General features: G+C 39.3%; 18 protein-coding genes and 1 riboswitch. Of the genes, 4 read left to right on the top strand and 14 right to left on the bottom strand.

The annotated features are described in order from the left end of the window. Positions 1-18 precede the first annotated feature (18 nt). The 3 genes from ACH0CI_RS04765 to ACH0CI_RS04755 all read right to left on the bottom strand — a co-directional run bounded on the left by ACH0CI_RS04765 (position 19) and on the right by ACH0CI_RS04755 (position 2165). On the bottom strand, positions 19-513 hold the full coding sequence (locus ACH0CI_RS04765) for a GNAT family N-acetyltransferase (protein ID WP_406900937.1): 495 nt from the start codon (positions 511-513) through the stop codon (positions 19-21). Between the two features lie 72 nt (positions 514-585). Next, a complete protein-coding gene (locus tag ACH0CI_RS04760) occupies positions 586-1227 on the bottom strand; it encodes an NAD(P)-dependent oxidoreductase (protein WP_224980515.1) in 642 nt (213 codons plus the stop codon). A 275-nt stretch (positions 1228-1502) separates the two neighbouring features. Beyond that, a complete protein-coding gene (locus ACH0CI_RS04755; RefSeq protein WP_028415061.1) occupies positions 1503-2165 on the bottom strand; it encodes an MgtC/SapB family protein in 663 nt (220 codons plus the stop codon). A 105-nt stretch (positions 2166-2270) separates the two neighbouring features. On the opposite strand from ACH0CI_RS04755, the gene ACH0CI_RS04750 reads away from it, so the two are divergent. Further along, positions 2271-3080, top strand: a complete 810-nt coding sequence (locus tag ACH0CI_RS04750) for a methyltransferase domain-containing protein (RefSeq protein ID WP_406900936.1) — start codon at positions 2271-2273, stop codon at positions 3078-3080. A 43-nt stretch (positions 3081-3123) separates the two neighbouring features. Next, positions 3124-3843 (top strand): poly-gamma-glutamate hydrolase family protein, encoded by a 720-nt coding sequence (locus tag ACH0CI_RS04745; RefSeq protein ID WP_406900935.1) that lies wholly within the window; start codon positions 3124-3126, stop codon positions 3841-3843. Positions 3844-3904: 61 nt separating this feature from the next. On the opposite strand, the gene ACH0CI_RS04740 is transcribed toward ACH0CI_RS04745, so the two are convergent. Then, complete coding sequence (locus tag ACH0CI_RS04740; RefSeq protein WP_406900934.1) at positions 3905-4414, bottom strand: hypothetical protein; 510 nt, start codon at positions 4412-4414, stop codon at positions 3905-3907. Between the two features lie 22 nt (positions 4415-4436). Then, the gene (pdxR, locus tag ACH0CI_RS04735; protein ID WP_406900933.1) at positions 4437-5846 is read right to left on the bottom strand and encodes a MocR-like pyridoxine biosynthesis transcription factor PdxR; all 1410 of its coding nucleotides are present in this window, start codon (positions 5844-5846) and stop codon (positions 4437-4439) included. A 112-nt stretch (positions 5847-5958) separates the two neighbouring features. Between pdxR and ACH0CI_RS04730 the strand changes: the two genes are divergently transcribed. Continuing rightward, positions 5959-6357, top strand: coding sequence for a GNAT family N-acetyltransferase (locus ACH0CI_RS04730; protein ID WP_406900932.1), 399 nt, complete (start codon positions 5959-5961; stop codon positions 6355-6357). A 29-nt stretch (positions 6358-6386) separates the two neighbouring features. On the opposite strand, the gene ACH0CI_RS04725 is transcribed toward ACH0CI_RS04730, so the two are convergent. From ACH0CI_RS04725 to ACH0CI_RS04710, 4 genes are all read right to left on the bottom strand, one after another. Further along, complete coding sequence (locus tag ACH0CI_RS04725) at positions 6387-7226, bottom strand: GNAT family N-acetyltransferase (protein ID WP_406900931.1); 840 nt, start codon at positions 7224-7226, stop codon at positions 6387-6389. 240 nt (positions 7227-7466) lie between these two features. Continuing rightward, positions 7467-8870 (bottom strand): alanine permease AlaP, encoded by a 1404-nt coding sequence (gene alaP, locus ACH0CI_RS04720; RefSeq protein WP_406900930.1) that lies wholly within the window; start codon positions 8868-8870, stop codon positions 7467-7469. 316 nt (positions 8871-9186) lie between these two features. Beyond that, entirely contained in the window at positions 9187-9345 is a 159-nt protein-coding gene (locus ACH0CI_RS04715) for a DUF1540 domain-containing protein (protein ID WP_016765258.1), read from the bottom strand. A 100-nt stretch (positions 9346-9445) separates the two neighbouring features. Then, positions 9446-9790: a hypothetical protein gene (locus ACH0CI_RS04710; protein WP_230624677.1), complete on the bottom strand. Its 345-nt coding sequence runs from the start codon at positions 9788-9790 to the stop codon at positions 9446-9448. Between the two features lie 63 nt (positions 9791-9853). Next, positions 9854-9955: riboswitch (SAM riboswitch) on the bottom strand. A 121-nt stretch (positions 9956-10076) separates the two neighbouring features. Between ACH0CI_RS04710 and ACH0CI_RS04705 the strand changes: the two genes are divergently transcribed. Further along, positions 10077-10373, top strand: coding sequence for a hypothetical protein (locus ACH0CI_RS04705; RefSeq protein WP_033579886.1), 297 nt, complete (start codon positions 10077-10079; stop codon positions 10371-10373). Between the two features lie 12 nt (positions 10374-10385). Here ACH0CI_RS04705 and ACH0CI_RS04700 read toward each other — a convergent pair whose 3' ends face one another. The 5 genes from ACH0CI_RS04700 to ACH0CI_RS04680 form a co-directional block, all read right to left on the bottom strand. Next, on the bottom strand, positions 10386-10832 hold the full coding sequence (locus tag ACH0CI_RS04700; protein ID WP_028415070.1) for a GNAT family N-acetyltransferase: 447 nt from the start codon (positions 10830-10832) through the stop codon (positions 10386-10388). Between the two features lie 84 nt (positions 10833-10916). After that, positions 10917-11354 carry a hypothetical protein gene (locus tag ACH0CI_RS04695; RefSeq protein WP_406900929.1) on the bottom strand — a complete coding sequence of 146 codons (438 nt, stop codon included), beginning with the start codon at positions 11352-11354 and terminating at the stop codon, positions 10917-10919. Positions 11355-11461: 107 nt separating this feature from the next. Next, positions 11462-12451, bottom strand: a complete 990-nt coding sequence (locus tag ACH0CI_RS04690) for a glycosyltransferase family 2 protein (RefSeq protein WP_034270670.1) — start codon at positions 12449-12451, stop codon at positions 11462-11464. Between the two features lie 12 nt (positions 12452-12463). Next, entirely contained in the window at positions 12464-14149 is a 1686-nt protein-coding gene (locus tag ACH0CI_RS04685) for a DUF6044 family protein (protein WP_406900928.1), read from the bottom strand. A 37-nt stretch (positions 14150-14186) separates the two neighbouring features. Continuing rightward, positions 14187-14609 (bottom strand): GtrA family protein, encoded by a 423-nt coding sequence (locus ACH0CI_RS04680; RefSeq protein WP_221778207.1) that lies wholly within the window; start codon positions 14607-14609, stop codon positions 14187-14189. Positions 14610-14719: the final 110 nt, after the last annotated feature.

Raw genomic sequence — 14719 nt, 5'->3', positions numbered from 1 at the left:
AAAAGCTTGAACTCTTGTTCAAGCTTTTTTTATGTTCATCTGATAAACAAACTGCTTTCCTTGGCTTCCAAAAACATGCCGGTCTGTATCGACAAAGCCGCATCGTTTGTATAGGTGCTGCGCCGCCGTGTTTTTATGGTTCACGCCTAGCACCACTTTATTTTTAGTGCGAAAGTAATTATTGATAAAAGAAGGAAGAAGTTTCAATGACTTTTTGCCAACTCCCTTTCCTTGATAATCAGGATGAATGGAATAAGATCGTATTAAAAGCGCGCCGGATCCCTCGGTATATTCTTTAACGGCTTCCCCTGCGTCGAGCACGAAAAAGCCGGCTAGTTTGTTTTCCGCCAAAATCAAAACGGGCGTTCTATCTCTTTCCTGCTTACACTTAGCTATAGCTTCAGCGGGAAGTGCCGTGTAAATAAGCTGCTCTTCAGGCAGCGTATAGCTATGTATAGATGACTGGTAGGCTTCACTATAAAACGTTAAGGCTACGTTTTCTTTATTCTCCATTTTCTGCTGGACTCCTTTTCTTTTTCCATAGTATAACATGCACAAAAAAAGCCGCATAAAGCGGCTTTTCCTTTATCTAGCGTCGGATACAACGGTAAAGCGTTCGTTTACATGCTCTCCTCGCTCAATTTCATCAATAACTGCAATGGCGTAATCCGCATAGCTGACATGGCTGTTTCCTTCTGAGTTTAAAATAACATGATCTTTCCCTGTTTTATAAGCATCCGTTCGTTTTCCTGAAGGATTAAAAAATGCTGCTGGGCTAATGAACGTCCAATTAATATCGCTTGTACTTTCTAAGTCTTTTAAATTTTGGGCTTGGTTGTCAGCTGTCGCTTTGTACTCTTTTGGAAAATCAGGCGTATCTGCTAGACGCGTCGTTTTCTCTTCATCTACAAACAAACTTCCTGCTCCTCCTACAACAAGAAGACGAACGTCCGGAGCTTGTTTAAATACATGAATTAACGATTGCCCCGCTTCTACATGTAGATGTTCTTTTCCTTCGGGAGCTCCAAACGCATTCACTACCGCATCGAAACCTTCGATATCTTTTGCCGTGATATCAAAAATGTCTTTTTCAAGTGTACGAACATCTCGTTCCTCTACTTTGCTCGCATCACGTACAATTGCCGTTACATCATGTCCGCGATTTAAAGCTTCTTTCACGATAAAACTTCCTGCTTTTCCTGTAGCACCTACAACTCCAATTTTCATTTTATAACCTCCAGTAAAATTCTCTATATTTAGGTAATAGCCTTTTTTTGCTATGATAAAACACAGCAAAACGCTTTAAGCAAGATAGAGAGAACAAATTGGATAAATGAGTTAGTATGGATTACTTTTAACACCGCGGTTAATTCCCGTGCAAGGCTTCGCTTTCCGCGGGCGGCCGCTGAGCCTCTTCGTCGCTTACGCTCCTGCGGGGTCTCACCTGTTCCGCCAACTAAAATACGTTTCTTCCAGTCTCTTTTAAAAAAATAAATGAGTGCTTATTCAATTTCAATAAATAACACGTGAGCCATAGAGTGAATCGATTTAATCAATTCTACTTTATTCCCTTTCTTTTTTGCCTTTCCTTTTATTTCAACAAAATAGAGCAGCTCACCTTGATGATGATCTTGGTGAATTTCGTAAGACGAAATCATAATATTTTCTTTTTCAATCTTATCAAGCAGCTCATAAATATCCTCTTGATTTGCTGCACGAAACTTAATTAAAATGGAATGAGTAGAAAGAGATGTAAACATTACGTTCAATATTTCTAAGCCAATCAGCACTAATATAGTTGCGCTAATGCCGACTGTATACATACCGGCCCCAATGGTTAAACCAATTCCCGACGTTGCCCATACGCCTGCGGCTGTTGTGAGTCCTCTAATATGCTGCTTTTGAATAATAATCATACCTGCTCCTAAAAAACCAATACCGCTTACTACCTGTGCGGCCACCCGGCTCGGATCAAGAGCCATATGATCTTGATGAAGCACATCTGAAAAGCCATATTTCGAAATTAGCATAATCAGCGTGCTACCGACAGCAACTAAAAAATGAGTGCGAAACCCTGCTTCTTTAGCTCTAAACTCTCTTTCTAAGCCAACCAAAGCTCCTAACAAACCTGATAGGGCTAGACGACTAATAAAAGCTGCGGTCATTCTTTCTCCTCCTTTCTCTTCACTTTTTCACAAATGCACCTATTAACTATTTCTATTTTTGTTATAATTTACTATAACTATTTTTTAAAGTGGAGGCTAATCAAAGTGGATAAAGTTATCGATTATTACAGCAGATTTGATGAGTGGGGACGGTTAGAACGAGAACCTATTGAGTTTCAAGTAAACTGGCATTTTATAAAAAAACACCTTCCTCCTAGAGGCCATATTTTAGATAACGGTGCCGGACCGGGAAGATATGCCTTGAAACTAGCAGAAAACGGCTATGAAGTAACTTTAACTGATTTGACACCGCAGTTGGTTGAAAAAGCCAAAGAAAAAGCTTTAGAACAGCAAGTATATAATGTATTTCGTAATTTTCACGTGGCAGATGCACGAAACCTTCACTATTGTTCAGATGAACAATTTCATGCGGCATTAATGCTTGGACCAATGTATCATTTACAGAAGAAACAAGACCGTATTCAAGCCGTTCGAGAGCTGTATCGGGTAACAAAGCCAGGCGGAACTGTTTTTATTTCATTTATGCCGCGCGTTCAGCACGTCATTTCTTCTTTAACATCGCCGGAGCGTTTAAAACCAAACAACACGGCAAAAGCGCTTCATGATTTTTATGAATCAGGCTGCTTTAATCATGCAGAAGAAAGGCGATTTACTCACGCTTATTACACTAAAATTGAGGATATTATTCCGTTTTTAAAGAAGCATGGATTTCGATGCATCGAGCTGATTGCCTCTAACGTTGCCTCGTCAGTTAATTCAAAAGAGTGGACGTACTGGCAGGAAACTTCTTCTGAAGAAATGAACAACATCGTTCAGCTCCTTATTCAACAAGCATCGAACCCTTATCACCTTGGACTGTCTTCTCACTTACTTTATATCGGGCGAAAACACTAATAATCGCCTCTATTTATCATAGAATAAATAGAGGTGATTATTAATGAACCGTTTATTCAAATGGAGTACAAGCATTTTGCTATGTTTGATGTACTGCTTTTTGATTCCCCCTCCTTCTTATGCAAGCGGTGACTATTACTCTTCCTATGCAGAACTGCAGCAGCACGAAACTTTTCACCAAGACTACGACATTCGCTACGAGCAGCGCTTTAGCTATTTATCCATTATGGCCATTCACGGCGGCGGAATTGAACCAGGTACATCAGAAGTTGCCAAAGAACTCGCCGATCGCTTTTCCGCTTCTTATTATTTATTTGAAGGCATCAAGTCCACTAACAATGGAGTTCTGCACATAACCTCAGAAAACTTTGATGAACCGACGGCTAGAGGAATGGCTCAGCAAAGCATGTCCGTTTTGACGATTCACGGCTACAGCGGCAGTCAGCCTATCGTGTATGTAGGTGGAAAAAATCAGCTTTATAAAGAGCTGATGAAGCAATCACTGCGCAAAAACGGCTTTACCGTCCGTGACGCTCCTTCTAACATAGCGGGAACAAGCGAACAAAACATTGTGAACGATAATCTGCTAAAAGCCGGAGTGCAGCTTGAACTCACAGCCGAACTAAGAAAATCATTTTTCGCAAACCATGACTGGTCGAGAAACAACCGCATGAATGTAACACCGCTTTTTTATACATTTGTTACTTCCTTACAAGAAGCATCTTCTTCCTATCAAACTTTCCTTTACCTTCAAGTTCACTAATTTATCGACTCTTGCCTTATTCCTTGGTTTCCAGACAAAAAAACCAGCGCAGTCTGTGTAATCAAACGCGCTGGTTTTTATCTATTTCTCTCGCTAAAATAGATCGTTTAAAGCCTTTTTGCTCAAAAAACTCTTTGATTTCACTTGGACTTTGATAAGAAAGTCTAATCACATAGTAGTTAATATATTCAATCCAAGCAAACGCGTAAAGGCCTAGAAAAAAAGCAAGTCCCTTAACCCCTAACTGCATATAGTGGTAAATGAGTACACCTAAACCTAACGTAAGAAGAATTTTATTCATTTTTTTAAAAAGCAGAAACAACTGAATGTAGCTGGAGGGCAAATGAGAATCTTCTTTTCGGCTCACCCGCCTCCATTTCATAAACCAGTACAAGCTTCCTTGAAACAGGATAAACTCAAGTATAATAAAAGCATACACACTTGAAAACGTTGTTAAATAAAAAGCCAGATGAGAAAACTCATTTAAGTACCCTATCCACAGCGCAGTAAACAGTAAAGCTGCCGTAAGCTCTCCTGTCCATAAACCAAACAATTTCCGCTTTACTTTCATAGAAATCCCCCCAGCGTACATCTCAATCCTTCTGTTCAAACCAAGCTTTAAACAGCAGGTTTACACCTGTTTTTATTTCTCCATCAGACAGTCCTGCAAATCCAAGCAATACATAGGGCGTGTTGTTTTCACCCGCACTATGATAATAAATAGATGTTGGATAAATCGTTACCCCTTGTTTGGCAGCTGCTTCAATTAGTTTCTGTTCACTCATTCCGTTTTTTACCTTAAGAAGAATATGCAAGCCAGAATGTTCTCCAATAACATCTACACGTTCTCCCATAATAGTAGTCAAACAATCTAGCAGCAGCGCTTGTTTTTTACGGTATGCTGTTCTCATTTTATTCAAGTGACGTTCCCAGTGCCCTTCTTTCATAAACAGAAAAAGCGTATGCTGATGAAGCCTTGAAACAGGCTGTTTAAAAAGTCCACAGTGTTTCATATAACTTGTAAGAAGCCGGTGTGGCAGCACGGCATAACTTATTCGAAGAGAAGGCATCAACGATTTTGAAAACGTACCCGTATAAATAACGCGATCGCCTTGATCTAATCCTTGAAGGGCCGGAATCGGTTTTCCTTTATAGCGAAATTCTCCGTCATAGTCATCCTCTATGATATAGCCATTCGTTTCTGCCGCCCACTCTAATAGTTCAAGTCTTCTTGCTATCGGCATGACCATCCCAACAGGAAATTGATGAGACGGCGTAATGTACACCGCATCCGCTCCGCTTTCTTTCAGTTCCTTCACTTTCAAGCCAGAACTATCAAGAGAAATAGGGACGACCGACATGCCTTGTTCTTGAAAAACGTGCCTCGTTCGGTGAAAGCCTGGGTTTTCGAACCCAATTATCTTTTCTTTTCCTAGAATGATAGAAAGCAGCCACATGAGGTACTGTGTACCTGCACCTATCACAATTTGCTCCGCTGTGCAGCGCACTCCTCTTGAATGATAAAGATACGCTGCAATTTCTTGACGAAGAAGCAGTTCGCCCTGTGGATGTCCGCTATAAAAAAGCTGGCTTTCATCATGATAAATTGTTTGAACCGTTAGCTTTTTCCACGTGTTATACGGAAATTTTTCTACGTCTACCTTTCCATGGCTAAAGTCAATGACAGTTGATTTCCCTTCTTCTTGCGGTAAAGAGACATAGGCGAGAGGCTGTTTTTGAAGCACGACTTCATTTTTTATCTCTTTTACAAATGCTCCTTTCCTGGCTAGTATCTCGATATAGCCTTCAGCTTCTAACTGTACATAAGCCGCTTCAACCGTATTTTGGCTAATGCTTAAATGAAGAGCTAGCTTTCGTTTAGAAGGCAGTTTTTCATGAGGCGGAATGGTGCCTTTTTGAATTTGTTTTTTTATGTAAGTATAAAGCTGCATGTATAAGGGATCTGCTTTTCTTTTATCGAGCAAAGGCATTAACTCTAACATGATGTTCTTTCCTTTCTAACTGACCCTATTAAATTTACTGTTTCTGACACTTATTCTCAGTTCAGATTCTTCATATACTGGACTATATCTTATAAATCAAGGAGATGACACAATGACCATTACTTACAAAACCAACGTCTCAATCCGTTCCGAACAAGCTGCTGAAGTGTTTGTACATTCAGGTATTAAACGTCCGGCACAAGATCTTGATCGGATTCAAAGAATGCTTGATCATGCTTCCCTTACCATTACCGCTTGGAAAGACAGCGAACTCATTGGCATAGCCAGAGCGTTAACAGATTTTAGCTACTGCTGCTATTTATCGGATTTAGCTGTCGTAAAAGACTATCAAAATCAAGGAATCGGCACACAGCTCATCAAGCACGTTCAATCAGAAATCGGTGAAGAAGCCGCGCTCATTTTACTTTCCGCTCCTTCTGCAATGAACTACTATCCAAAAGTCGGCTTTCATCAGATTGATAATGGGTTTAAAATTGGGAGAATTCGGTAGACGCGAAGAAAGGAGCTTCTCCTTTCTTTTTATCCAAACGCCTGAGCTGCTATAGCAAAAAGGTTGCCCTGTCTAGCAGATAGGGAATTGACGCCATACGCCATAACAGGAGGCTCATTTTGAAGCTGAAATCCGTGGTTTTCCACAAGTTTCTTTAACGTTTCCTCATGAGAAGACAGGTCAATTCTCAGCTTTTCTTTGTAACTCTTCGCTAGTTCATCAATGACTAGCATTGCTGCTTCAGCGTGTGGAGCAACTACGGGACCAATCACGATATTGCTCGGGGTACGAACCGCTAAACCATAACCCATTATTTTATTTTGTTCGTTTTGTAAGACAACTGCTTTTTCAGCTTGCTGAATTCTACTTTTTAAAAATAGCTTTCTATTATCTCCAAATGCTGCTTCATCAAGCTTTAAAACCTCTTTGAAGTCCCTTCTCGTTAAGGATCGTGTATAAAACCCTGAAGCTTTAAATGCTCTTGGTATGTATTCACTGCTTATATATTTACTTACATAGTCCACGGTTTTGAACCCTGCTTTTTTATATAAGTGCTCACCTTCTTTTGTCGCAATTAAGTAGGCATTCACCTCAGGAGAAAGAATTTGCAAACAGTGCTTCATGAGCTGCCCGGCTAACCCTTGTTTTCGATAATCTTTTCTCACAATTACCATTCCTATAAAAGCTGACTGATTTTCATATAAAACTACTGCTACGCTTGATACAATGTCACCTTTCTCATTTCTATGTCCAAATACGTCTCGAGTTGAAAAAATCGTATGTAAATCCGCTTCGCTATAATCCCATTTTTCCAACTTAGATAGCACTAGCAAACCCTTTATGTCTTTTTCACTAAATCTTTCTATCATTTCTGCCTATTTCCTCCCAACTTTTCGATGCACTGTGTGGCGTTAAAAAACGTAAAACTACCATACTTATCCACTTCCAATTACCATTTAATCATTAATGAATTCTCTAACTAAATAGTACAGAATAAATAGAATATTTTCTACATTATTCATACGTATCAATAATCCCTTCAAAAAAACTAATCATTCGCACATAAACTAATGAAAAAAGACCTCTTTCCAAGAAAGAGGTCTTTTCGTTTATTTCACTAACTTTTGCTCAGTCCCAGCTGAACCTTGACTTCGTTTATGAAATCCTTTTGCGTAGTACGCGATAATAAGACCGATAAACCATAGTGGTCCGATAACAACTGCAATTCTTGTATCTGGATTGTACGCCATAAGAACAACCACCAGCGCTAGGAACGCAAGTGACACATAAGACGTTAACGGAAATAAAGGCATTTTGTATTTTAACTTTGCCTCTTCACCTTTTTTTAGCGTTTTGCGATACTTAATTTGAGAAAGCAAAATAATTCCCCAAGTCCAAATCGCGCCGAATGTTGCAATGCTTGTTACCCACGTAAATACTTTGGCAGGCACAATGTAGTTTAACGCTACTCCGACTAATAACGCACCCGCTGATGCTAAAACAGCTTTTCCAGGTACGCCGCCTTTTGTCAGCTGACCGTATCCTTTTGGAGCTTCTCCGTGCTCTGCTAAGTTAAACAGCATACGGCCTGTACTAAAAATACCGCTGTTACAAGAAGAAAGAGCTGCTGTTAGCACCACAAAGTTAATAATGCCTGCCGCTGCTGGAATCCCGATTTTTTCAAATGTTAATACAAACGGGCTTCCCTGTGAACCAATTTCTTGCCAAGGATAAATCGACATAATGACAAATAATGCACCAACGTAGAAAATAAGAATACGCCAAAAGACCGAATCAATCGCTCTTGCTAGAGATTTTTCTGGATTTTTCACTTCTCCCGCGGTAACGCCGATCATTTCAATTCCTAAATATGCAAACATAACCATTTGCAGCGACAGTAAAATACCTTTGAATCCGTTCGGGAACAGCCCGCCGTTGTCCCATAAGTTTTTAATACCCGTCGCAACGCCGCTGTTCCCGATTCCAAACACAATCATTAATAATCCAACGGCAATCATTAACACAATCGCTAAAATTTTAATAAGTGCAAACCAAAATTCCAGTTCACCATATGCCTTAACAGCTAAGAAGTTAACTGTTGTCATGATGACAAGCGCCGATAACGCCCAAATCCAGTTTGGTACATCCGGATACCAATATCCCATATAAATACCAACGGCTGTAATTTCAGCCATACATGTTACAACCCATAAAAACCAGTAGTTCCAACCTGTTAGATAACCAGCAAGGGGCCCTAAATAGTCGCGCGCGTACTTGCTGAATGAACCTGCAACAGGTTTTTGAATCGCCATTTCTCCAAGTGCTCTCATAATAAAAAACATAATCATTCCGCTAAATCCATACGCCAATAATATTCCCGGCCCTGCTAATTTAATAGCAGATGCAGATCCAAGAAACAGCCCTACCCCTATGGCTGCTCCTAAGGACATCAGCGTCACATGTCTTTCTTCTAACCCGCGTTTCAATTCTTTCCCCTGAGTTTTCCCCTGCATAAACGTCTCCCCTTTTTCCAATCTGTCAAAACGAGATGAATACAGCTTTTTTGTTAGCGCTTTCATATAAATTTATGCTAAAAGTCAGCTAGGCTGTATATTTTTATTCTATCACCTTTCTCTCGTTTTTCTTTTGTCGAAAAACAAAAAAATTATCGTATCATTTTGTTTAAACGCACAATTAGACGTAGACACTGCTTTTTTACTATGTATTTATTATCGCACCTAAGTAATAGTATTTTTTAAAAAATAGAAAAACGCCGACTCAACTCCGTCAGCGCATCGTTCATTTTATGCTTTTTTATAAAACTAGCATTTATCTCGCGGGTTCAAAAGTTTTACAGCCAGGTTCTTCCGTTTCAGAAACATGGTGACTACTTTCAGGACTCACAACGTAAATGGACTCTGCACTGCATTTATTTCCCGATTTCCAATACATGCACTCATTCACTTCACATAATACACCTTGGGCCACTGTTATCCCTCCTTTTTTTGTCTTATCTATTTACTACCCGAAATAGAACGCTTCTAACATTTACATGCAAAAAAACCGCTTGTTTATCAAGCGGATCCTTTTACTGCGTGTGTTCAACATACTGTTTTTTAGCTAAATATAATTCACGACTCAGCGTGATCCGCCGTTCTCTCAAGTTCCTTAATTTAACTTGAAACTGTTCATTAGTTGGCTCTTCTTGAATTAAGCGATACGTAAAAGAAATATCTTCATTTAACTGTTTAAAATCTTCCCATATTTCTTGAACGAGTGCGGATTGTTTGTCTTCAAATGAACGATTTTGCTTCGTTTTTAGCGCGGCTAAAATTTCCTGCTGCCACGTTTCGTCTTTTAGTTCTTTTGCTAACAAGTATAGATCTAAATAATCATCAACGCTTAGCGCCTGTTGTGTATTTTTCAATGTCATCACCTTTTCTATACGAAATGTTTCTTCCTAAGAAGAGGATTTCATCATAGAAAAAGATTCCTCTTCTTATCTGTCAGAGCTAGGCTATGCTGGAATTAGCACCATTCAATAATTGTGGTTGCTGAGGCTTCAAAGGGCCAGTCCCTCCACCTCTCTAGATAAGAATATTTCGTTTTTAAATTATTTCTGACTATTCTAATATGTTTTATATGTTATGTCAATAGCTTTTCAATAAAAAGAAAAAAGAAGTAAAATATGGTATGCTTTCATAAAGGATGGTGAGCACATGAAACGATATATGTTATCTGCTTTTTTGGGAAGCTTGCTGCTGCTTCTCAGCATTGCTTTTTCATCTACTTTCCATATTGCAATTGTCAAAACAACCGGAAGCATTGGAGGGATTATTTTAGCAGCAGCGGCTTTGATTATGAACGCACTTGAAGATCCCCCCTCCTCAGATCATACAGGTAGAGGAGCTGTTGAAGTACTAGATAAAGGCGCCGTTTGGGCTACTTATTTACTTTTACTTTCATTACCGAACCTCATCGCATGTATAACATCTTATGTTTTATGGACTCGCTGACATTCACCAACATTACGGACGTTTTGCCACCTGTAGGCTCATTGATATTTGTTTATCTACAAATCCAAGTTCACGGTACACATGCTGTGCAAAATTCCCAGCATGAACGCTGAGTCTGATTTCAGGGTATCCTTTGATAGACAATTCATCAATTGCTTTTTGCATTAACGGCTTGGCTAGACCTTGCCCGCGGTATTCTGGTAAAACATATAACTCGTAGATAAAGCCAATTTCTGCTTTTGAAAAGAAGTCGGCAGATGGACCGACAAAAACCCAGCCTGCAAGTTTATTTTCTTGTCTAGATACTAAATAATAACACCCTTTTTCAAGGGCATTATCAATTAGTTCATTTACGCGTTCAGTTGACGGTTGAAACTGATGCGTTGTTCCTTCAAACAGCGCATCAGCAGATTTCGTCCGAATTTCCTGTATTTCTTCTTCAGTAGCTTTTGCAATCATCACAATCTCTCCTTTCGTGTTCGTTTTCCACATACAGAGATAAATTCCTGCAAAAAAAAGTCTTCGCCTAAGCGAAGACTTTTTTTAAAATTCAAAATGTTCTTGATGGTTGCCTTGTTCATCCGTCCAGTTAATCATGATGTCTAAGCCTGCCGCTTTTCCAGGAACAGCAAAATTGGCATAGCGAAAACGCTGACCGCTTTTGCTTAAGTTAGACCTTTCAATAGGAGAAAACAAGCTGTATTTCGCCTTATTTTTTCCTTCGTGCCGAAAAGCTTGGACCTGCACACGCTCTACGTCTTTTCCAATGTTTTCAACGGTTAATCCATATGTATGATAGACGTTATTTTTCCACTTTAGCTGATTATCTCCCGTCATGCTCGCTTTTGTCAGTTCGACCGACCATTGTTCAGATGATTTCTTCATTGGAAGTTTCTCAATCGAAAGAGCGCTGACATGAATGGTTGCAAAAGCAAGCCAAACAAAACAAAAAGTGCTGACTGTATAAAGTAGTCTTTTCATAGATTTTGATCTCCTTAGAAATTTTAGTAGTAGCATCTCCTATTACCTTAAAAATTATGATAAACACTTTAACAAAAAAGCCTCTCCATTCAGGAGAAGCTTCTTAATTAATGCATCAGCAAATCTTTTTGTTTGTCTAACGAGTGTTTTGTATATAAATCTCTTTCAATCGCATATTTAGGACGCTGTTTCACTTCGTTGAAAATCTTGCCAATGTATTCTCCGACAAGACCTATTCCCATTAGCTGCAGGCCGCCTACAAGCCAAATTGATAAAATAAGAGACGTCCAGCCAATTTGCGTATGATCTAAATATTTTTGAATCAGCGCATAAATGCCAAACAAAATACTAAAGAGAAACGAAGCTCCTCCAAGCAGCGTCAGTAAGCGTATAGGTGCTACGCTAAAAGACGTAATCCCGTCAAATGCAAAAGCGAGCATTTTCTTTAGCGGATATTTTGACTCACCCGCCGTCCGTTCTTTGCGGTCATATGTGACTTCCGTGGAGCGAAATCCTACTAATGGTACAAGGCCCCGCAAAAAGACGTTTCCTTCTTTATATTTCATGAGTTCACCAAGAGCACGTTTGCTCATAAGGCGAAAATCAGCGTGATTTTGAACGAGCTGAATTCCTAGCTTGTTCATAAAACGATAAAACCCTACTGCCGTGGTTCGTTTGAAAAATGTATCGGTTTCTCTGCTGTCTCGAACGCCATATACAACTTCATACCCAAGCCAATATTTCTCTACAAAAGTACGAATGACGCTGATATCATCTTGCAAATCCGCGTCAATGGAAATGACGCAGTCAGATTGCTTATGAGCTACTTCTAGTCCTGCAAGCAAAGCATTTTGATGTCCTACATTTCGCGCTAACTTTAACCCTTTTACAAACAAATTGCTGCAGCTTTCTTTTTCAATAAGCGACCACGTGCTGTCTTTACTTCCATCGTCTACAAATAAAATAGTGCTTTCACTTGATACAAGTCGTTCATTAATCAGTTCTTTTACTACAGTAGTTAATTGAAAAGACGTCTCTGTGAATACTTCTTCTTCGTTGTAGCATGGAACCACGATCGTTAAAATAGGTCTGTTCATGTTATTGCCCCCTTACTTTGCTTCATATACATACACTTTCCAAGCGGACTGTTTATCGTTAAATGCTTTTAAAAAGTGCAAACCGTCGCTTTCAGCATTTTCAATTGGCACAGCTGAAAAAATATAGCGACCGCCCATTTTTTTAAATTGGCTGATATTAAGCTGCAAATGACGAATTTTTTTCGTTGAGTCTTTTCGGTAATCATATTTTTTACCTAGCTCGCTAACAAACACATAGCAGCGATTGCCCCAGTGATCATAGTAGCTTTCTAGTTTTTTATTTTTATCAAGCTCTTTGGCAATAATTTTGCGAAACTCATGTTTATATGTTAACGGATAGAAGTTGTTATACGTATCTAGCGTATAAAAGCCGTTATACTGAGCAATTGATGGATGAAGCCCTATGCTCGCTACGCGATAAGATGATTTAGGTTTTCCAATATATCTGCTTATTTCATCAAACTGATGCACAGCATAAAATTCTTTGACTGAAGGCTCGTGATTGTAGCGATAGTAAAGTTCAGGATTTGCTATAAATAACACAAGCAGCTGTAAAATCAAACATACCCACACAAACTTTTTCCACGCCTTGCTCCTTTTCCATAAAACATAGCTGCCAACGGCAAACATCAAATAAATAATGAGCGGGCGTAAAAAGTGAAATCTAGCAAAGTTGAACGTATTAAAAAGCTGATATTTTTCTTTTAGCGGCTCCCAACCTTTATAAAACCAAAACGCATACCAAATCGACAGTAGTAGATTAAGAATAAATAACTGCAAAAACGTTTTGTCAAGCTTTTCCTTGCGATTTCGAGCAACAAACCACAATACGACAAAAGAAAGCGGTAAAATGACAAAAGTATGAAGCGTCATTACATGCGTATGCCCGAGCGTATAGTTCTTCAAAGCAAGGCGAACGGAATGTCCAAAGCTTAGAGTAGAGCTTAAAAATTCATTTCGACTCGTCGGGGCCTCCGGAAATAAAAGCGAATCAACAAGCCGGTATTCAATGATCAGAAAGACAGCAGTCATCGCTGCAATACTGCTTAAAAAAGGAATATTCCACGCTCGTTTTTTTACTACGTCTCTTAGCCATAGCAGCCCCATCGCCGTTAAAAAGAAGAAAAAGCCTAGCACAAAGCTTGCGTAAAACGGAAGCAATAAAAGTGTAAGCCATTCCTTCCACGTTCCTTCGCGGTTTCGAATGGTTAAAAACGCCCACAGCGCCAACGGCTGTCCTAATGTACTCAGCATGCCCGAAGGCCAAAATGGCGTAAGTGCAAAAGCAAGTGATACAAGCACTCGAATCGCATAAGCATCCTCGCTTTTAATAAAATGCTTTTTTAATAATAAATACATTCCAATTAAAGCAAATACGCGCGTAATCGTTTGGCTGAAGCTGTACGCAAGCATGGTAGGAAATAAGCCATACAGCCACTGAATACCGCTAAATTCTGTTCCAAACGTGTTTCTCGGCAATCCGTTAATAATTTGAGGTAATACGGCATGACTGGAGCCAAACAGCTCTCCGCTTTGATGCAGAACTTTATACCACGTAATATTTGAGTCTAAATTATCATGCACGCGTATATGTGAATTTTCCCCGAGCAAAAACATAGGGGATACATACGCAAGCAGCAAAAGGAAAGCGATAATAAGCAATGTTTTTTCTTTGTTCATAGCTGTTTCTTTCTTCATCTGTTAACACCTATTTCCATTTCATAATTACTAAAAGCTAATCGTGTATGACGACTGCTTCTTTTTTTGCATTGAATACAAAGTATTTTTGACCCGTATAATTTAAAAGCGTATACAGACCTGTTCCAATTAATATACCGACGTCTTTTTTGAACGGACGCACAGCAGCAGGAAGTTGGTGCAATAACCAGCTGGAGAACTGCAGTCCAATATAGTAAGACAAACCGTAGCAAATGCCAATAACTAAAATAAACCGCAGTATGCTTTTGGATAAATGAACTCCGCTTTTAAACGTAAATATTCGATTTAACACGTAGCTGACGACTGCCCCCGCTGCGTTGCCGACAAATGTCGCCACCCAGTAGTGATGAAAAATATGAAGCAGCACATACATAATGGAGAGGCCTACTGCTGTATTGACCAGCCCTACTACTAAAAAACGTATAAAAGATCCCTTCATACAAACTCCTTTTGATACTTTCATTAAAATTACATATTATGACTTTAAATACAGTTTCAGTGTAGCAACTCCACTTAAAAATCTAATGAAAATAACATTAAAAACAGATG

This window comes from Priestia sp. 179-F W1.4 NHS (genome assembly GCF_045369295.1).
GTDB lineage: Bacteria > Bacillota > Bacilli > Bacillales > Bacillaceae_H > Priestia > Priestia zanthoxyli.
Note: the sequence above shows the minus strand (reverse complement) of the source record. Positions and strands in the feature narration are given on the sequence as shown.